We start from the raw sequence: 19,358 nt of genomic DNA, 5'->3' as shown, positions 1-19,358 counted from the left end.
AACCACTACTCTGCTACCATTTTTTTAAATCGTACATCGGAATCAATATGGTTCCAAAGAGGGGAAGATTTTACCTCACTCTTTGAGTATCCTTTTTCCAACGCAATTTTTATGCTTTTAAGCGCCCTCTCAATATCGCCAATTGCATCATAACTCAGTGCAGCTAGATAGAACTCTAAATTATCTTCCTTATCAGACAAAGACTCTAAAATTGTGAGAGATTCCTCTACTCTATTTAGTTTCGCCAAATAATACGCTAAATGAAACCGTGCACTGCTGTCCTGTTTATTCGTTGCTAATTTTTTTTCAGCATACTCTGCCGCTTTTTGATAAGTGCTATCTGCTTTGTCGCTATTTAAGACCCAGTAAGAATCTGCTAAATTTCCCCAAATGACGAAATGTGTAGGTGAAAGTTTCAACGCTTCTTTGTATGAATTAATTGAGTCTTGGTAATGTTTTAAATGAAATTGTAATGCACCGATATTTGAAAACCCCGTATGACTGGGTTTAATTTCATTAGCTTTTATAGAGGCCGCCAATGCTTTATTAATCTCTCCTAAATTATAATAACTTGCAGACAAACCTAAATAGGCTGCAAAATTATGTGGCGTGATTTCCTTCAAATTAGAATATGCTCGAGCGGCTTTTTCAAACTGCCCAGTGCGAAAATAAAAACCACCTAGTCTACCAATTCCTCGCCAATAATTAGGAGTAATTCTCAGGCCTTCCAAGTAACTTTTTTCAGCCAATTCTTTGCTATTTAATTGCTGGTAAGCTCGCGCTAATTCAAAATGCAAACGTTCATCCTCTGGCTCGATGCTAATCGCAGCAGTAAGTTCTTTCACCGCTTCTTGTGCTTCACCACGACGAATTGCAATAACTGCTCGGAAATAACGTTGAATATTCTCACTTGCAAACGTTTCCATTCGCATAACGGTGGTATTTACCTTGTCGAGCCAAATCGAGTCTTTTGTCAATTGATACTTACTTAAATAGGTCTCTGCTAACCCAATATATGCAGCCTCATAATAATTATCTAAGGTAATCGCCGTTTCAAATTGTTCAATCGCTGAATCAATGTTCTCGCCAACGTCAAACCGAAACGAATACCCAACTGCTGCAATATAATGTTTATACGCACCATCAAACTCGGTACCCTTTCTTGCCATCTCACTTTTGGGCCAATTTAGCATGCTAATGGCTTTGTCAAACACCGCTTGGTTTGAGGCAAATAAATCTTTAACATTCACCTTAAATTGCTGCTGATTAAGCGATACACTAGATGCGCCGTCTATTAATTCTAAATTGATTAAACGCTGAGAGCCTAAATGCTGAATACTGCCCGTTAATACTAAATCGGCACCATAACGAGTATGTACATCGTTAACGGTTAAATTTTTAAGTTTGGCTACTTCGGCGCTTGGAATAACCCAGCTATTGGTTTTTTCTCGACCCACCTTGCCAAGCTCGGTGCTTAACGTTACCGCTAAGCCTTGGCTAAACAGCTGTACTTGCGGGTCGTCATTAATATTTTGTAATGGCAATACCGCAATGCGTTTATTTTCACTGATGCGCTTTTCGAGTATCTGCTGATTGCTAGGCGGAAATAAAATAGGCTGTAAAAGTACTGCCATCACACCTAATAACATCGCCGATATAGTCACTTTTTGCCACGGTGCACGTCGCTGCCACCAGTTTGGTTTTTGCACTAAGGCTTGGTTTAAATCGGTAAATGCATCGATTACATCTGAAAGTGGCGGCCTTTCTGATGGTTCAACCACCAGCAAGTTTTGCATAAGGGTGACTAACGCTTCGGGTAATTGTGTGTCTTTATCAGCTAAATTTTTGGCTTCACCTGTTGTAATGTGTGCTTTTATCACTTCAAGTGATTTTCCATCAAAGGCTTTTTCACCCGAAAATAACTCAAATAACACGGCGCCAAGGGCAAACAAATCGCTTTCTTTACTAGCGTTTTGCCCTAAATACAGTTCAGGGGCTAAATAAGCAGGCGAACCGATTGTGGCTGCTTGTGATTCACCACCTAGTACATGAGATAAACCAAAGTCGAGTACTTTAAGCTGGTTATGTATATCAAACATAATGTTATCAGGCTTGATATCACAGTGCAGAATAGCGTTTTTATGGGCGTAGTCGATGGCATTACACAGCTGCAGCGCAATATGGGCTTTTTCTTTTAATGGTATCTCTGTGACGAGTTTTGCTTTTAGGCTGTCGCCGTCAACCCATTCCATCACGATGGCAAGTTGTTCATCGTTTTGAATAATTTCATGAATGGTAACAATATTGGGGTGGCTTAATTTACTGGCGAGTTTGGCTTCTTGCACTAAGTCGCTTTGCTGGTCGCTGTTTGGTACAAGTTTGAGGGCGACAATACGATCCAACACAGGATCTTTAGCTTTTAAAATTGTGGCAAAGCCACCTGAAACCGTGCCTAAAACTTCAAAGTCACTGAGGTTTCGCTGGGTGACAATAGCAGCTTCTTTTACCACATCACTTGCGGGTGTAATAACTTGTGTTATTTCTAAATCACCGCCCGTGTTAGTTTGGTTACAACGAGTGCAAGTAGCGGTTGAAACATCTAACGCGTTGCCACAGTGATGGCATAATTTACTCATAGTGCAAAGCTTTTATTATTGTTGATTGTAATTAAGCAAAGTTACACCACATAATAACGGCAAAAGATTCCAATACCAAGCGTTGATATGAGGGAAAAATGGGTACATTTACAAATTCGGTTACAGAGCAAACAATTCAGCTGCGAGACCACCACATTATTGGCCGTCACCCAGAAACAGCACACACCTTAATTAGAGAAACTGCGGTTTCACGTAGCCACTGTTTAATTGAATGGCAACAAGGTAGTTGGTTCTTACAAGACATCAGTGCCAACGGCACTTACATTAATGGCAAACGCGTTGCTAAAAACATCAAACACGACTTAAAAATAAATGATGTTGTGCAGTTTGGCGATAGCGAAAGCGTAAAATGGCAAGTTTCGAGTTTAGATCTGCCATGCCCATTTTTAAAAAGCACCAATGAGAGTGTGAGTGACTTTGCCCTTAACCACCACGTAAACATGCTTAATTGCGATGACCAAGAACAAATGATCAGCCAAACGCTCTCTGGCCAATGGTTACTTGAGCAAGAAGGTAATGTTAAAGCCATTCATAACGGCGATTTAGTACGTTACCAAGGCAATCAATACATTTTAATTGCGCCAAGCGATATTGACGCGACACAAGAATGCGAACAGACCGCCGAGCACACCGTAGATGTGAACTTTACAGTAAGCCAAAACGAAGAGCACGTTGGTGTGCTTGTAAATATTGACGGTCAATTAATTGATTTAGAAGACAGAACGCACCACTACTTGGTGTTATTACTGGCGCGTAAATACGTGGAAGACAAGCAAAACAACGTACCCGACAGCGAAGCGGGTTGGCTTGATAAAAGCCTGTTAATGCGCCAAACACGCATGGAAGAAACCCATATCAACACGCAGTTTTATCGTTTTAGAAAGCAGCTGCATACCGCGGCGAAAAAACTAAATTTAGACGTTGATATTATTGCTAGACGCCGCGGCGAAATTCGCTTGCAGTGTAACACCATTAATATTGCACAAAGCAAAGTAGCTTAAAACCGTTTAACGTGCCCTCGCACTGCTCAATGTGAGCAAGCGCAACTAATGAATCGCCCCTTGGTTGCGCTTTTTTGTGTCTGAAATTTACTTTTCGCTTATTATGGATGCTACGCGGAGCGTGTTAACACTACTCACTACCGTGGCTGTTAAAAAAGCGCGTTAAAAACCTTGTCAATGCGTGGCAGCCACATCATCATCGTTGCCGCCCCTACCCCAATTAATGTAATCGCTGCGCCAAACACCGACACAAACGCAACCAGCCATTTTACTGCAAGGTTATTTGTACGTTTTGCCCAAAATACGAGTTCTGCAATGAGCATAGGCAACACGTAACAAGCAAAAGACATTGCGATATCCGCAGGCCCATCAAGATTACGTGAATTACCAAGCGGTCCCTGATTTACCACAAACCAGCCCATTAGGTACAAACGGAACGTCCAAACCCCATTTACCAACAAAAAGCTGTGCACAGCAAAACGCTGATGCAAGTTAAATTGTTTTTTACACGCGGTACGCCACGCAAAATAGATAAAAATAGGAATTAGAATACCGTTTAGCGTAATGCCCATTGAACCAATATCGCTAAAGCGCATGCCTGTCACCCAAGTAAGGTATAAACCGGTTACCGCACCACTAATACCCAAAATAAAGAAGATGCGACCATTGATCCGGTGAAAACGCGGATAGGTGTTTCTAATTGTTGGTACCAACTGTGAAATACCACACAATGCCAAGATAATTGCTGGTACCACATGAGAAAAAAACATCACGCCATCAAACACGCGTTTATCTTGCACCCCTTGACCTGGTAGCAAATTATGTGTCACCTCGCTGTTACCAGCGATTGTGGGCATGACATATAAAATAAGAATGTATAACGCGAACATCCACTGCCCAAAAAGAGCGGTAACAAACCAGGTTTTAACGCTTTTATCTAAGATTAGTTGTGGTGAAAAGCCGTTTTTCACACCATCTGCTAGTAAACTTTGCATAACTTCCCCTAATTTTTAATTTATTGATTTAGTTAATAAATTGGCATATCAAATATTTAATTTCGCGCCGAGTTTGAAATTCGGCATACAAAAAATACGAAAAAGTTACTTACAAATAGCAAATTGATTGATAGGTGCGGGCTGGTTACACTTACAGCTAGTTTAATTCTGGTTTTGACATGTTGTTATGACCCTTTCGAGTTTTTATATTTTAGTGCTTTGCATCAGCATTGGCGGTTTAATTGCGCAACTGTTTGTACGTGAAAAGCAACTACCGCACATTTTATTTGCAGTATTTTGTGGCTCAATCGCCATGACACTGACGCAAAAACTAAGCGGCGATGCTATTGGCGCTTATAAATATTTAATTGGCTTAGGAACCGTAGCAACCTGCAACTGCTATTGGTTATTGTCGCGTAGCTTCTTTCGCCAAGAAAAAGCCATTGAACGGCACCACTTGGCCTTTGCGCTTGTCATTTCATTACTCATTTTCGTTAAACAAGGTTATTTGTTTGCAAGCTCCACCGCATTAATTAATGCAAGTGACCAGTCGCTATTTCGCCATGCACTGTCTGAAATCACCATATTGCTGTCATCGTGCGTGTTGGTTTTATCTTTTTGGGAAGGCTGTCGCGGCTTTAAAAGCGCTTCAAAAAAAGAGCAAATGCAACGCGTGTGGTTTTTATCAACCTTCGCATTAGCGGTAGGCATTAGCAAGTTGAGTAACTACCTCTTTGCTGGTGATGTAGTAGCAAAGCAGTGGGTGATCACAGCCATTATTTTAATGGTAGTTGTTAATACTCACATTTTGCTTATCTGGCGAAATAGAACCCCCTGGCAACAACACGCTAGTACAGAAAATACAGGTAAATATGCTGTAGCGGCAACAGAAACCCGTGTTTTATCATCTAACAGTGATGTGTTACTTGCCGCACAAATTAGTCAATTAATTGAAAACGAATCCTTATTTTTACAAGCTAATCTCAAGGTCGCAGATGTAGCCCGTCATTTAGATGTGCCTGAATACCGTGTTAGCCGTGCGTTAAAAACGCACATTAGTGATAAAAATTTCAATCAGTACATAAATGGGCTGCGTATTGCGCACGCCAAAGAACTGTTGGCCGATACGACTAAACAAAATTGGTCAGTATTGGTGGTTAGCCTTGAAAGCGGTTTTGCCTCTGTAGGGCCATTTAGCCGCGCGTTTAAAAGCGAAACAGGTATTACTCCCAACCAATTTCGCCAAATGCATTTGAGTGATGCGTTAGTTAAAGCAAGTTAACAAGTACGATTGTTGTTGCGGGTGTTGCTAATAAATTAAAAAAGGGCCTGAGCCCTTTTTTAATTACGATAAGGCAGTTGAAAATAACGGCCGTTGTTTTACCAATACAATGCGAATAATAATCGCGCTTAGCGCAAAGATTTGCCAGTCGGGTACATCCAACGCAAAGGTATAGCGCATCAATGCCAGCAAGCCAAAATAACCAATCGCCGCGTATTGCAACCACAGCCAAACAAATGGTGTATTGTTTTGCCTGCACGCTAAGCGCTTGCCAACTTTAAGCCCAGCAAGGGTAAATAGATATACCACAGCGCCCACCACAAGAAATGATGTCCAGACAAACACGGTTTGCCACTCAACTACTTGCGCCGACTTTGCAGGCCCCGACCAAAGCGCATCCCAACTTACCGCAACAATCAACGACCACGAAATGGTCGCGACCAGCGCATCGGTTTCATCATCGGCAAATATCTCGTGATATAAATACACTGCAATAAAGCCAATTGCGACAACACCCAACAACGGCGTTAGCCAAGGTAGCCATTTGATGCCGTAAAAACTCAGTAAATAGCCACACATAGGTAAAAGTGTGTGTGAGCCAACCACGCCGGTGATCCATTTCGTGCGTGTTTTACGGCACGTAAGCTTGGTACTGTAAAGCGCTGTTACTAGGGCTACATCCATGCCAATCGCAGCGCCCATCAGTAAGCAGGCAATAAGGTATTCAGCGGCGAACTGCATTGTCTTCACCCATTAACCAAGCAAGTCTTATGTCCCACTTATGGTGATGCTCAGGCGCAAGTGGCGCTTGCTTGTCATCAACCTGTTCAAGTACATTTTTGGCTTTGCTGATATTGGCATCGCGACCAAATAAGAAGCTTTGCTCTTGCACTATGGTTTTATAGGCTTTGTTGAGTTTAAGCGCGCGTTCTTTTGACGGCATAATCAGTTCATAAATGCTGCTCAGGTTAGCAACTTTATCGCGTTTTACTGTGCCGTCGCTTTCGAACCAACGCAGTAACATTTCTTGGTTTTGCCTAAACTCATCACCGCCGCCAACGCGTTGCAGATACGTTAAAAATTCGCCTTGCGATTCGCCTCGCGTAGGAACATCTTTTTGCGCTTTTAAGTCGATATAACGCCAACCGAGTTTGCCTTCTACTTTACGTGGAAACGAAAAGGTTTGGTCGATAGTCGTACCAACGGTTTTATGGCAGCCGTTACAAAACATCAGCTCTTGATAATGTTGCGGGCGAAGTTTGCCTTGTTGGTCTTCAATATAACCATTAATGGTCCAGCTAAAGCCGTTATCAATACCGCGCTCGCCAATTGAAATGGTTTTAGGTAGTTGCTCAAATTCTTTTTCTTTTGCTTCAAGTGTGTACGCACCGCGCAGCTTGTTGGCTGATTTGAATCCGTGCTTTTTCATATAACGCACTTCTTTCATGCGCGGGGCATTGTAAATTTCGCCTTGTGCATTCACCCCTAGATAACGCACTGTGTGTAAAAACTCTGTGCCTTTGGGGTACAGCATACTGTGAAGCGGTATTTGTTTAGCGTCACCCAAGTAGTGGCTTTGTTTGTTGATTTGCGAGACTTTGCCAAGCGTACCGTCATTATTTAAATCAACGTTAATAATACGCTCGTCAATTTCTGGGGTAGAAATTGTTGGCAGCTCTTTAATTGCTATTTCAACCAAGCTTAAGTTGGCAAAATACACATCAAGATTAAATTCGCCGTTAATTTCACGAAAGGCGTTAGGCAAGCGGATCATCGCATCACCGGTTGAGCCATTTGTTGGCCAAAAAGTACTTGGAAACGGCTTGTAGTTAAATGCCACCCAATGACTGTTATCTTTTGCAAGCCCTTGCTGATTAAAGGCTTTTTCAGGGTACGCCAAATTATTGATAAACATTGCATTGGCTTGTGGCGATGTATGGTAAGTGTGTGCAAACTGACCATAGTTATCTTGATTAACGTAAGCCAAAATGGCGTCGTCACTGATACCTTTAATTAAGTCAGAGCGATCAATAAACAGGTTTTTCCAACTGTTGTTCATTCCTTCATCTGAAAACTGGTAATCGCCCTGTAAATCGCCATCATTCATAATATTTGGGCGTTTTTCGCTATGCTTATAAGTTTGATGACAGGCATAACACGGGTTGTTTTTGCCTTCGGTTTTGGTGTAGCACTGCGGTGGGATCACCGCCTCAGGGTTATAAATTTCATTGTGTTTAATGTAATCGAGCGCGTTATGGCCGGCATTTTGTTTGTTTGCAAAAACACAAAAACTCGCAAACGTTATAAACGCAGCAAGTACAAGGCTTGGGTATTTCATACTCATTCTTCCAACTAAATGAGAAGTGCTTATACCAATTCTGTAAAGTATGTGATCAACAATAGCGCTCAATAAATGAAATGGTAACAAGGCGGAATTTTTCTTATGCAGTTGTTCTACATTGATAAATTCTAACGCAGTTAGCATGATATTTAGTCCGCTAGGATGATCCGCTACTTAAGTGAATTGGTATTATTCACTTCTCTTAAAACAACTGCTTACTTTTTCACAGGCTCATAAAGCCAAAGCGTATTGTTTTCTTGGAAACCGTCTTCACCAATGATGATGCGGCCGTCGTCCATTACGATAACGTTATCTGGTTGTGATAACTGGTCAACATCACAACGTGCTGCACCTGATAAGCTGCTGCGGTAGGTTGAACCCATTACTAATGGTTCGATACGGCTGATGTTATAACCTTCTTCTAGTTTTGCACGATAAACACCACCACAATCTTTAACGCGGCTTGATAGCTGAATATCACCTTCGTTATCAATTAGCGTGTTATCTAAATCGGCAATCGCAAGGTACACGTACGCATCACGTACATCTTCACCATCAATGGTGTTTACGCCTTCAATTGCTTCTTGCGCACGCTTGGTATTAATTGAAATACCTTCAAGCTTACGCCATTCTGCCGTGGCACCTTTTAAACGCGCCGCTTGACGTGACTCTAGGAATACAACACGGTTATCCATCGGCTCACCTGCGGTAACTTTACCGCCACCATTGGCAACCGTTGGGTAAGTTGCCGCGCCATTTGCCCACGCTTCCACGTCAGCCATGGTCATGTAGCTCGTTTCGCCTTCAACGTATTGATCGGTGCCAATACCGTCAAAATCAGCAATCCATGCTTCAATCATTGCATTGTCGCCGTGACCAAGTTCAACCCACGCTACATCAAAGCCTGTCGTCGCAGGGTCATTCTGACCAACATCTTGAGTTAATTTAGCGCCATAAAGCGTACCTGCACTTAAATCTTCAGGTGTATCTGCAACAAATTTAAATAACACACCACCGGTATCATCTTGTGATAGATACACCGTTTTACCATCTGGCATTACCGTTGCGTTTTCATGCTCAAAACGGCCCAATGCATAGTGCTTAACTACCATTGGCTCATTTGAAGTTGGGTTTTGTACTTCGGCAATATAACCATAGCGATACGGGTTTGGCGCATCCGGTGCGGTAAGTTGCCACATGTAGCCAATGATATCTGTATTCATTACCGCAGGGTTATTCCAATCTGGGTGGGTGGTGGTATCTACTTTTGAATCTACAATCCACTCTTCTGATGTGAGCGGTGTATTCCACGGGGTTACTGAACCAAAACAGTTTGCAGCAGTGCCTTTTACACCATCAAAATCAAGCATCATGGCATCAGTAACTGTCCAGCTACCTTGATTATCTTTTTCAATTGCCATACGACTCATACCACCCGGGTACATTTCCCAGTTAGTGAATAAATAGCCTTTACCCGCGCCCGTTTGAATAAAGCCGTTAAAATCTGGCATGTCGTTTTCAAGAATAAGCTCATCACCTACCATTGAATAAATATGACCTAAGCCTTTTGCTAACTTACCGTCATAAGTATCGCCCGTTTGGCCGAGAATTTGATATTGACCGTACGCGCTCATTACCGTTTGGCGTTCTTCATCGCTCACAGGTACAGGTGAGTCAACCAGCGTTTCTGGTAGGTTATTAAAATTAACGCCAGCAAGCACACCCACAGTACCTGTTTGGAATGTTTTACCTGCAGCATTCGTTACTGTGTTGCTGTCTGATGGGTGTTGGGCATTGAAAAATAAATCACCTTCTTGTGATAAAAAGATACCCGTCACTTCCGCGCCTGTTGGCACTGTTGCAAGGCGCGTTAGTTTGCCAGCTGAGCCATCGCTACCATTTGTGCCATCTAAACCATCAGTGCCATTTTGGCCTGCAGCGCCTGTTGGGCCTTGCGCACCATCATCGCCATCTGAACAAGCCGTTAGCGCGAGTAATACTGACAGCGCAAGTGCGCTCATTTTTATTTTTTTATGTTCCATTTTATTTTCCATAAGTGACGGTAATTAAATTCGCGCCCTATGGTGTCGCGTTAATATGAAAAATAAGTTACTGAATAATTAATAAAAGAAGTCGGTTTGATTACGTTACATGCTTATCAAGCACACCAAGGTTTAATTTAGGCATACACATTAAACTCAATGTGCCAACCTTAGATACAACATAGAATTGCACTTGAACTACGTTTAAAGATGAGAGTAGCTTATGTGGAATGACGTTTTGTGTGTGACTATTCTGAGTATCCATTTATCTGGAATGCAAAATGAGACTCTTTCGAGCGGATATTAGAACACTACTTTTCAGCACTTATTTTATATCTAGTCGCAATGAGCAAATATTAATCGTTCACATACATTCAATTTATTTCTTATAACTTAATTAATTTTTCAATAGATTAAGATTTTGTTATTTTGCTTTTTTCGTATTTTACAAGCTAAGCAACTTTGCAAAGTCTGATTTATTAGCTTTTAAATGTTTGAGGGATAAACAGTGAATGATATTGAAAGAAATAAACTAATAAAAACAAGTTGGCAATTGCATAGTTTGGTAGAAGATAGTTACCTCAATAACTCCGCGACCAAGGGAGATGAAGAGTGGCTAGAAAAGCAGCGTATTCTGTTAGCAGATATGGCGATTCATTTATTACAAACAGCTATGAAACCAGGAAGCATAGAACTTGATAAACTAAAAAATAATCTTCACTCAATTTTGACCATTACAGATCAGTTTTTACCGCACTCAGGACTCAAAGAAGCAACAGATAAGCTTTACGAATAAAAATAGAAGTTAATCAAACTAGGTTTGCTAATACTTGCCGCTATTGAGTTACGCCAAAAGAGTTTAGCCTTCGCTTATATGCGAACAGAGCAATACTTAAAAGCAAAAGAAGGGTTTTCACACGCGCTAACGCTGTATAAAAAATGGCGGTACTGATTATACTGTGATCGATTTTTTAAAAAACATGATTAGTCACGCAAATACCAAACTTATGCATTAAGCAAATACAAAAAGCGCCAGATGTCATTGGCGCTTCATTGTTAAAATTACGATTTACCTAACTATAAATGCCATTATTTAAAGGTAATTGACCAACTGTTTAGCGTGCCCGTATCTTTACGATAGTTGTCTTCTACGCGTAGCTGCCACTCGCCATTTGCAACCGATGAGGTTGTTACTGAGTACTGTGCTTTTACGTCATTAGCAGAGTCTGAGCCATTTTTACTTTTAAGCGTAAACTCGCTGCCGTCGGGAGCGATTAACACCAAGCTAATATCACCACGATAGGTATGCGTAATGTCCACATCAATCGAAATAGTGTTGGCACTGCCAAAACGCGTTACCGCTAAGTTTGATGTTACTGACGCGTTATCAGGAATTGCCGTTGCTGTCGTATTGGTAAATATTGACTGCTCTGGCTCGGTGGGTGTTGTGCTACCACCTTCGAATGTTTGACCTGAATTTACTTGATTTGATGTAGCTGATGCCAGTTGCCAACTAAAGTCGCTATACACGTTACCGGTGCCTTTTAGCTGCAGTGACATGCCGACTGCGGTACTGGTGTTTTCAGCTGCACCAATATCTGTCGATGTTAAGCCGTTAGCTGGGCCATCTGTTGCGGTTAAACTGCCTTCGTAGCTTAAAAATTGCACCACTTCATTTTTCGAATTTATCAGTGCAATGCCATCAGCCGCACCATTTTGCAAACCTGCAATCGCAAAGAATTGCGTACCGAAGCCGCCCTGCTGATCTGCAAGTACACCCGATAAACTTACGGTTTTATAAGCGCTGCCGCCATTGCCATTGTATGCCACCAGCGACCAACCGCTGAGATCAATGCCTGCTGCACCCGCAATTTCAACACCCTCGTTTACGTCGGTGCCGTCATTGTCATAGTGAAGCTCGTTAATCCAAGGTGTGCTGTCACTCGGCGTGCCGGTATCAGGGCCATTACCTGAGCAGCTGCTTTCAAATACACATGCAACAAACTCTGGATGGTCAATAAATGGGTTACGATTGCCTTGATGCTCAAAGATTGCGTCGTTTCGGCGCGTTTCAAAACTGTCTACTGGATCGGCTTTATGCCATGCCAGCAAGGTAGATTTTAGTCCCATGTAAGCAATCGCTTCATTGCCACCTGTTTTTGAGCCCTCAATCAACATGCGATCATCGGTCAGAATAAGATCGGGTTCTAACACTCCTGTGATTGAGTGACTACCACCTTCATAACGCACTGCTAAATACATAAGTGCACGCGCTACATCACCACGGCGTGCAGGCCACGTTTGCCATGTTCCCGTCGCACCTGAACCCAACGTTAAGTTAATATCATCTGAGCCACCGCCGCGATTATTGTTAAGCTCCGTTGCTTTTACAATACACGCCGCATCGCTGCACGTTGCATACGGTTTATTACTGCGGCTTGAGTTGTAACTGCTATCAGCAATAAACAAATGGTGCAAATCAGTGTAAGGGTAATTATTGCTGCCGTCACTTGGAAAGCCGTACGACTTTGGCCAACTATGTTCGCGATTATACTGAGTGTTGCCGCCGCCAACTTTTGCATAGCTAGCGTTTTTATACACATCAATCACGTTATTACTATTTGCTGGATCTTGATCCGCAATTTCCAGTACATCCCAAGTGTCGGTGCTGGATGAGGTATACGGAATTTTAGTATGCCCTTTAATGATGTTATGTAGGCTTTGTTTTAGTTTAGTTGGCGAAGATTGATCAGCCAATTGATAGTAATTTTCAGGTGCTGCTGCCAGCGATTGCGTTGCATAACTTGCAACAATAATTGATGTTACGATTTTTAAGCGTGAGAGATTCATGGTTATCCATTTGTTTTTATTAAAAATTCAAATCAATACCATCCTTTGCATACTTCTTCCTGTGCAACTTTTTGAAATTATTGCCGCGCTACTTTAAAGTATTATCTTTACAATTTCCTTACATTTAGAGTCAAAACTCTATTTGAATTTCGATTAAGTCTGCTGTAGGCCATACAGAGCAAGGGGTTTGCAGTTTCGATAACAAATGTAAACAGGAGGTAAAAGTAATTGTTTAAAATTTCTTCAAACTGTGTCATTAATTTGTAATCAAAAACGGGTAAACCAAAAGATGAGCATACAAATCATCGGTGGCAATATGATGACAACTAAACGATATCTAATTGAATTTGCGATCAGTGAAGATGACAGCGTGCAACGTTATGTGGCAGGACCTAATCTATCACTAGACGGCGTAACCGCGTGGGCAGAAAAACTAGAGCAAGAAGAGGAGATTTTTGAGTCTTTTACGATTAAAGATGTATCTGACTAACAAATAAAACAGCCCTAGTGCGCATTGAAAGCACCGTGAACTTGGCTAAACTTAAAATATGCCAATATCACGTCGTTATTTTATCAAATCGTCGAGCGCGCTTGTTGCAAGCTCGCTTTTTCCGTTTGGCAATGTAACCGCTGCAACAGCAAAGTTAAGTGCTGACGATATTGCACAAGATGAAGCGATAAAACAAACTGCAGAGCACACCTTAGTATTCGCATCGCCCTATCACACCTCAGATGCCTCATTCGTTCCACATTTACACATCGAGTTTAAACGCAATATTCAAAGCCTGTCACAAGGCAAAATCTATGTTGATATCCACGAACAAGGCGAAATGGGCATTGGCACTGACCTGATGGCGGCTGTTTCGCGAGGGCAAGTCGACGCTGCGCTCATTTCAGTTGCAAATTTATCGCGCGCGTTACCACTTCTAGATATTCTAAACATTCCATTTTGGGCAGGTAACAATCAAGCCTTTTTGAATCTAATTAGTTCGCCGTACTGGCAGCAAAACGTAATTGAAAAAATAGCAAAACAAGGTAAATTGGCTATTTTATATCACTACATTACAGGCGCACGTACACTAAGTACCACAAAACTTGCCAATACAGTGGTCAAAACACCAACAGACTTAAAGAATATGGTGCTACGCGTACCCGCAAGCAAGGTGCTAAAACACTTTTATGCCATGACCAGTGCACATATTGTGGAGGTTAACTGGGCGAATGTCGCGAGTATGGCGCGCTTAGGCAAGTTTCAGGTACTCGACCCCGGTATAATCGGCCTGTATGCAGGTCCAAATAATTTACGTGACGAAATCGCAACCATTGCGCAGCTTAACACCGTACCTGATACTTGGGTCAACATAGTCAGTCAAAAGTGGCTTAACACCTTACCGCAAACACTGCGCTTAGCTGTTAACGATGCCGCTGAAAAAACCTTTTTATCTCAGCTAAGTAATGTCAGTCATATCGAATCAAACTGTGAACAGGAGTTTATAAAGCGAGGCTGCACTGTGTTTAAACCAGATCAACCAACGATTGCCTTATGGCAAGACCAATTTGGTCATCATCGCCACGAATGGCGCGATATTAAAAAATCACTGCTCGGCTCGAGTAATGAGTTTTCTAGATTATTAGACGCAACTAAAACCCCAAGTAAACACTCGCTAACTTAAATTATGTCTTGTTATCAACTAGAATCAAGGTCCCGCAATTACAATCTAGTTAATACGTACCAAAACAAGTAATACACTGCTTCTCTGGGTGAGTCATTCAGTAAAACTGTAACTAGCTCTTTGATACATATAATTAAAATAGTAAATAAATAAAACTCAGCAGCCCCTCACTTATTGCAATTAATAATTAATATCATTAACATCCGCACTAATTTTTTTACTCAAGTATCGGATCAACCATGTTAAAAACCTCCCTCAGCCTAACCGCGCTCTTTGTTTCAGGTGCCGTATTTGCCGACGCACCCAACGCCGAACAGCAAGCCAAAGATATGGAACGCATTATCGTAACGGGCAGCCGTGTTGAAGAACGTTTAGATGAAGTAACCGCGTCGGTAGTGATTGTCGATCAGCAAGCGCTACTAAGAAACATGGAAGTAACCAATGAATTGCAAAGCATTTTAGCCATTCAGGTACCAGGCATGGGGCCAAACACTGGCACTAACAGTAGTTCAGGTCAAAACTTACGTGGCCGTAGTGCGCTTGTATTAATTGATGGTTTACCGCAATCTACTCCCTTAAGAAATGGTCGTTTAGCAATTCGTTCTCTTGATCCAAGTGTTATTGAACGCGTTGAAGTGATTAAGGGTGCGACCTCAATTTATGGTAACGGCGCTGCGGGCGGTATCATCAACTACATTACTAAAAATGCCAACAGCAAAGACGGCTTTAACGGTAAACTTAATCTTGCGACTAATTTTTCCGCAACCGACTTCAACGACAGCCTAGGCAAACGTGCCGATGTAACTCTAGATGGTCGTAACAACAAGTTAAGTTATGTTGCCAATGTCGCTTATGAAGATAACGGCATTATTAAAGACGCCGACGGCGACCCGCTTGGTTTGCTTTATGGGATGTCAGGCTTTGAATCTAAAAATGCATTTACTAAAATCGGCTACGACCTAACCGACCAAAGTGCGCTATCGCTTACTTACAACTATTTTGAAGGTCAGCAAGAAACCGACTATATCAGCATCAACAAAACCGTTAACGACGGCGAAAAAAGCTACGCTGAGAAAAACACCAGCGGGGTTAAAGCCCCGGGCGATCCTCAAGGGCCGCGTGGTAACCACAACTTAAAGTTACAATACGAGCACGCTGAAATCTTTACCGATACCTTATTTACCGGTGATGTTTATTGGCAGAAACTTGAAAATGTGTTTTTCTACAGCACTAAATTCCGTGATCCTGAGCTAGACTTAGCGGGCGGCCAATCTATGATTGAGTCTGAAAAAACAGGTATTCGTGCAAACTTTAATACTACAGTTGATTTTGATAACACAGCGGCAAGCTTCACTTACGGTATCGATTTACTCAACGACGTGACAGCGCAAACCATGGTAGATGGCCGTGATTGGACGCCTGAAATGGACATGGATAACGCTGCGCTTTATTTACAATCAAAGTTCGTAATTAATCATGATTGGGTAGTAAAAGCGGGTCTTCGCCATGAAGAAATTGATGTATCAGTTAATGACTTTCAAACCCTTATGGTGTGTCGCAAAACTTGTAGTGACGTAGTCAATGTCACTGGCGGCGATATTGAATACAGCGCAACAACCTACAACCTTGGTTTACGTTACAACGCATTTGATACCTTTATGCCATTTGTAAGTTATTCTGAAGGCTTTGATGTGACAGATTTAGGGCGTACCTTACGCACCGCATCTGCACCAAGCATCAATAAAATTGATACAGATGCGTCAATCATTAAAAACTATGAAGTTGGTTTTGACGGTTACTACGGCATTTTCAACTACCAGTTTGCCACTTTCATCAGTAAATCAAATATCGGTACCAGCCTTGTAGAAGATGCAGCAACAGGCAAATACGAAAGCGTGCGCTCGCCGCAAGAAATCTACGGTTTTGAAGCGGCACTTGAAGCAAAACCAAGCGATACCCTGACACTAGGTGTTAACTACAGCTGGTTAGAAGGTAAAAACACCGATACCGATGAATACCTTAACGGCAGTACGATTAACCCGCCTAAGTTTGCCGCTTATGCCGATGTCACCATCACAAATGACTGGCACGCATCACTTGCCATGATGCATGTTGGCAGCCGTGACCGTTTTGAAAAAGTAGGTGACGTATACACAGGCACCAATGGCCCGGTAAGTAGCTACAATGTTGTTAACTTGAGTACTTCATACCAAATAAGCCAAGATTTCAAAGTATATGGCGGTGTAGAAAACTTACTTAATAACGATTACTACCCTGCTCGCTCTCAGTCTTACACAGGCAGTGGCTACAATGTGAAAGGCAAAGGCGCTACGGTTAATTTAGGTATTAACTACCTGTTTTAATTGTTAATTAAATTGAAAAGGCACCAATTGGTGCCTTTTTTATGTATTAAAAATGCTATTATTGTGAATGGGCGAGACGTTTTGTAAAAACCCGATTTAGCCAAAGCGCCAAGAGCATAATTGCCCCGCCAAGCGATAAACGAAGTAAATCTGCATCACGATTCCAAATCACTAAATTTACAACAATGCCCGCCGGAATAAGTACATTATTCATTACCGCAAGTGTGCCTACATCAACCGCTACTGCGCCTTTGTTCCATGCAAAGTAACCAAAGCCCGATGCGATTAACCCTAAGTAAGTTAAAACGCCCCATTGCGTAACTGTTGTTGGTAATTTATTGATATTGCCGAATAAGGCAAAGCACGTTGCCGCAACAATTAAGGCACCCACAAAAAACCATGCAAATGCTGTTTTATGATCAAGCGATTGTTCGCTCATTACACGCTTATAAAATACTTGTCCGCTGGCAAAGCAAATATTAGCGCCTTGTACTAAGCATAAGCCAAACACAAAATCGCCATCAATGCCCTGATAGCGAATCGCCACCGCGCCAATAATGGCAATAATGGCTACCAGTAAAAACTGGGCGTTAAAGCGCTTTTCTAAAACATCGTTTAATAACGTGATATAAAGCGGTGTCATTACAGTAAACAGCAGTACTTCAGGCACACTTAAATACAAAAAACTGTGGTAGTAAAAGCCATACATAGCGCCTAATTGAATCGCCCCGATAGCAATTAATTTAAGCGCAAGCGGTTTAGCAATACGGGTAATGTTTAAAAACGGTAAAAACACCACTGCGGCAAGCGCAACACGCATTAACACACTAAACCAAGCGTCGACTTGTCCTGCCAAGTACACACCGATTAAGCTAAATGAAAATGCCCACAAAATAGTGACTGAGATTAAGTAATTCATGAATAAATACGGATGGTTAATAAAGCTATGTTATTCCGAAGAGTGTAACCAATTCCCCATCACAATGGTATTAAAGAAGCGTTTTCGCTGGTATTAAACTGAACAATTAAAACGGTGTTAGAAATTAAAAGTGATATGGCGACGCCATATCACTTTTAAACGTATTACTCACTAAATAAGTATTTACACCCTATTAGCCAATTAATCTTTTTCAAGCACAATACGATAGCGCGCTTTACCCGACTTTAAATGCGCCAATGCATTGTTCACATCACTCATTTTAAAGGTTTCAATGTGTGGTTTAATATTGTGCTGCACCGCAAATTCCAGCATTTGAGCTATCGTTGCCGGACTGCCCACAGGTGAGCCTGATACTTGCTTTTGTCCGCCAATTAACCCAAACGCACCTAAATCAAGCGGCTCTAACGTAGCCCCTACAAAGTGTAAGCGCCCTTTTGGTTTTAATGTTGAAAGGTATAAATTCCAATCCAGCTTTACATTGACTGTTGAAATAATGAAGTCGAATTGATTTGCCGCGGCCTCAATTTCACTGCTATCTCGCGAGTTCAGCGTATGGTGTGCACCAAGACTTTTTGCTTCGTCTGATTTTGCCTCAGATGATGTAAATGCGGTAGCTTCACACCCCCATGCATTTAAAAATTGCAGCGCTAAATGCCCAAGGCCGCCAATGCCGATTACCGCAACCTTGTCGGTTGGTTTTACATCAAATTGCACCAGTGGGTTAAATACGGTAATACCGCCACAAAATAGCGGCCCCGCAGATTGCGCATCCATGCCATCTGGTAACGCAACCACCGCCTTTTCATTAGCTCGCACTTTATTTGCAAATCCGCCATGGCTCATTATCGTAGGCGTTGCCGCTGCGCATAAGTTTTCATCACCGGTATGGCACGAATAACAGGTTTGGCAATAGTCGGAATGCCAGCCTAAGCCGACTAACTGGCCTTGTTGTAAACTATTCACGTGACTGCCAGTTTTTACAATACGACCAACAACTTCATGACCCGCCACAAGCGGATATTGTGAAAACCCCCACTCGTTGTCGATCATTGAAATATCGGAGTGACAAATGCCACAATATTCAACGTCAATTTCTACCTCGTGAGCGCCTAATTCACCTACTTCAATCGTATGTTTTTCTAATTTGCCACCGGGCTCTTTTGCTGCGTAAGCTGTAATCATGATTGGTTTCCCTTAGTTTTTTAAATTTGCTT

Annotated in this window: 14 protein-coding genes; 6 read left to right on the top strand and 8 right to left on the bottom strand. The window is 42.0% G+C overall.

From position 1 onward, the window contains the following. Positions 1–5: 5 nt before the first annotated feature. Complete coding sequence (locus AN214_RS08395) at positions 6–2,636, bottom strand: serine/threonine-protein kinase (protein ID WP_054979319.1); 2,631 nt, start codon at positions 2,634–2,636, stop codon at positions 6–8. Positions 2,637–2,734: 98 nt separating this feature from the next. On the opposite strand from AN214_RS08395, the gene AN214_RS08390 reads away from it, so the two are divergent. After that, on the top strand, positions 2,735–3,658 hold the full coding sequence (locus AN214_RS08390; RefSeq protein ID WP_054979318.1) for an FHA domain-containing protein: 924 nt from the start codon (positions 2,735–2,737) through the stop codon (positions 3,656–3,658). Positions 3,659–3,807: 149 nt separating this feature from the next. Here the strand turns inward: AN214_RS08390 and AN214_RS08385 are convergent, their stop codons facing one another. Continuing rightward, on the bottom strand, positions 3,808–4,653 hold the full coding sequence (locus AN214_RS08385; protein WP_054979317.1) for a DUF2306 domain-containing protein: 846 nt from the start codon (positions 4,651–4,653) through the stop codon (positions 3,808–3,810). Between the two features lie 187 nt (positions 4,654–4,840). Here AN214_RS08385 and AN214_RS08380 point away from each other — a divergent pair, with 187 nt between their 5' ends. Further along, on the top strand, positions 4,841–5,935 hold the full coding sequence (locus tag AN214_RS08380; RefSeq protein WP_054979316.1) for an AraC family transcriptional regulator: 1,095 nt from the start codon (positions 4,841–4,843) through the stop codon (positions 5,933–5,935). Positions 5,936–5,998: 63 nt separating this feature from the next. Here the strand turns inward: AN214_RS08380 and AN214_RS08375 are convergent, their stop codons facing one another. From AN214_RS08375 to AN214_RS08365, 3 genes are all read right to left on the bottom strand, one after another. Further along, on the bottom strand, positions 5,999–6,676 hold the full coding sequence (locus tag AN214_RS08375) for a manganese efflux pump (RefSeq protein ID WP_054979315.1): 678 nt from the start codon (positions 6,674–6,676) through the stop codon (positions 5,999–6,001). Further along, the gene (locus AN214_RS08370; protein ID WP_054979314.1) at positions 6,660–8,273 is read right to left on the bottom strand and encodes a hypothetical protein; all 1,614 of its coding nucleotides are present in this window, start codon (positions 8,271–8,273) and stop codon (positions 6,660–6,662) included. The genes AN214_RS08375 and AN214_RS08370 overlap by 17 nt, the downstream gene beginning before the upstream one ends. Before the next feature lie 218 nt (positions 8,274–8,491). Then, a complete protein-coding gene (locus AN214_RS08365) occupies positions 8,492–10,318 on the bottom strand; it encodes an alkaline phosphatase PhoX (RefSeq protein WP_054979313.1) in 1,827 nt (608 codons plus the stop codon). 508 nt (positions 10,319–10,826) lie between these two features. Between AN214_RS08365 and AN214_RS08360 the strand changes: the two genes are divergently transcribed. After that, the gene (locus tag AN214_RS08360) at positions 10,827–11,114 is read left to right on the top strand and encodes a hypothetical protein (protein ID WP_054979312.1); all 288 of its coding nucleotides are present in this window, start codon (positions 10,827–10,829) and stop codon (positions 11,112–11,114) included. A gap of 293 nt (positions 11,115–11,407) precedes the next feature. On the opposite strand, the gene AN214_RS08355 is transcribed toward AN214_RS08360, so the two are convergent. Next, the gene (locus AN214_RS08355) at positions 11,408–13,168 is read right to left on the bottom strand and encodes an endonuclease (protein WP_054979311.1); all 1,761 of its coding nucleotides are present in this window, start codon (positions 13,166–13,168) and stop codon (positions 11,408–11,410) included. A gap of 289 nt (positions 13,169–13,457) precedes the next feature. Here AN214_RS08355 and AN214_RS08350 point away from each other — a divergent pair, with 289 nt between their 5' ends. The 3 genes from AN214_RS08350 (at position 13,458) to AN214_RS08340 (ending at position 17,204) form a co-directional block, all read left to right on the top strand. Then, positions 13,458–13,658, top strand: a complete 201-nt coding sequence (locus AN214_RS08350) for a hypothetical protein (RefSeq protein ID WP_054979310.1) — start codon at positions 13,458–13,460, stop codon at positions 13,656–13,658. 58 nt (positions 13,659–13,716) lie between these two features. Beyond that, a complete protein-coding gene (locus tag AN214_RS08345) occupies positions 13,717–14,841 on the top strand; it encodes a TRAP transporter substrate-binding protein (RefSeq protein ID WP_054979309.1) in 1,125 nt (374 codons plus the stop codon). Positions 14,842–15,080: 239 nt separating this feature from the next. Continuing rightward, entirely contained in the window at positions 15,081–17,204 is a 2,124-nt protein-coding gene (locus AN214_RS08340) for a TonB-dependent receptor (protein WP_054979308.1), read from the top strand. 58 nt (positions 17,205–17,262) lie between these two features. Here the strand turns inward: AN214_RS08340 and AN214_RS08335 are convergent, their stop codons facing one another. Both AN214_RS08335 and AN214_RS08330 read right to left on the bottom strand, forming a co-directional pair. Beyond that, entirely contained in the window at positions 17,263–18,123 is an 861-nt protein-coding gene (locus AN214_RS08335) for an EamA family transporter (RefSeq protein WP_054979307.1), read from the bottom strand. A gap of 201 nt (positions 18,124–18,324) precedes the next feature. After that, the gene (locus AN214_RS08330) at positions 18,325–19,326 is read right to left on the bottom strand and encodes an NAD(P)-dependent alcohol dehydrogenase (RefSeq protein WP_054979306.1); all 1,002 of its coding nucleotides are present in this window, start codon (positions 19,324–19,326) and stop codon (positions 18,325–18,327) included. Positions 19,327–19,358: the final 32 nt, after the last annotated feature.

Source organism: Pseudoalteromonas sp. P1-9 (genome assembly GCF_001399975.1).
Taxonomy (GTDB): domain Bacteria; phylum Pseudomonadota; class Gammaproteobacteria; order Enterobacterales; family Alteromonadaceae; genus Pseudoalteromonas.
This window is presented reverse-complemented; position numbering and strand designations above follow the sequence as displayed.

Bases quoted from the DNA above. Each gene is read 5' to 3' on its own strand.
- AN214_RS08350 (WP_054979310.1), top strand. From the start codon at position 13,458: ATGAGCATACAAATCATCGGTGGCAATATGATGACAACTAAACGATAT.
- AN214_RS08345 (WP_054979309.1), top strand. From the start codon at position 13,717: ATGCCAATATCACGTCGTTATTTTATCAAATCGTCGAGCGCGCTTGTT.
- AN214_RS08375 (WP_054979315.1), bottom strand. From the start codon at position 6,676: ATGCAGTTCGCCGCTGAATACCTTATTGCCTGCTTACTGATGGGCGCT.
- AN214_RS08390 (WP_054979318.1), top strand. From the start codon at position 2,735: ATGGGTACATTTACAAATTCGGTTACAGAGCAAACAATTCAGCTGCGA.
- AN214_RS08380 (WP_054979316.1), top strand. From the start codon at position 4,841: ATGACCCTTTCGAGTTTTTATATTTTAGTGCTTTGCATCAGCATTGGC.
- AN214_RS08365 (WP_054979313.1), bottom strand. From the start codon at position 10,318: ATGGAACATAAAAAAATAAAAATGAGCGCACTTGCGCTGTCAGTATTA.
- AN214_RS08370 (WP_054979314.1), bottom strand. From the start codon at position 8,273: ATGAAATACCCAAGCCTTGTACTTGCTGCGTTTATAACGTTTGCGAGT.
- AN214_RS08395 (WP_054979319.1), bottom strand. From the start codon at position 2,636: ATGAGTAAATTATGCCATCACTGTGGCAACGCGTTAGATGTTTCAACC.
- AN214_RS08355 (WP_054979311.1), bottom strand. From the start codon at position 13,168: ATGAATCTCTCACGCTTAAAAATCGTAACATCAATTATTGTTGCAAGT.
- AN214_RS08335 (WP_054979307.1), bottom strand. From the start codon at position 18,123: ATGAATTACTTAATCTCAGTCACTATTTTGTGGGCATTTTCATTTAGC.
- AN214_RS08385 (WP_054979317.1), bottom strand. From the start codon at position 4,653: ATGCAAAGTTTACTAGCAGATGGTGTGAAAAACGGCTTTTCACCACAA.
- AN214_RS08330 (WP_054979306.1), bottom strand. From the start codon at position 19,326: ATGATTACAGCTTACGCAGCAAAAGAGCCCGGTGGCAAATTAGAAAAA.
- AN214_RS08340 (WP_054979308.1), top strand. From the start codon at position 15,081: ATGTTAAAAACCTCCCTCAGCCTAACCGCGCTCTTTGTTTCAGGTGCC.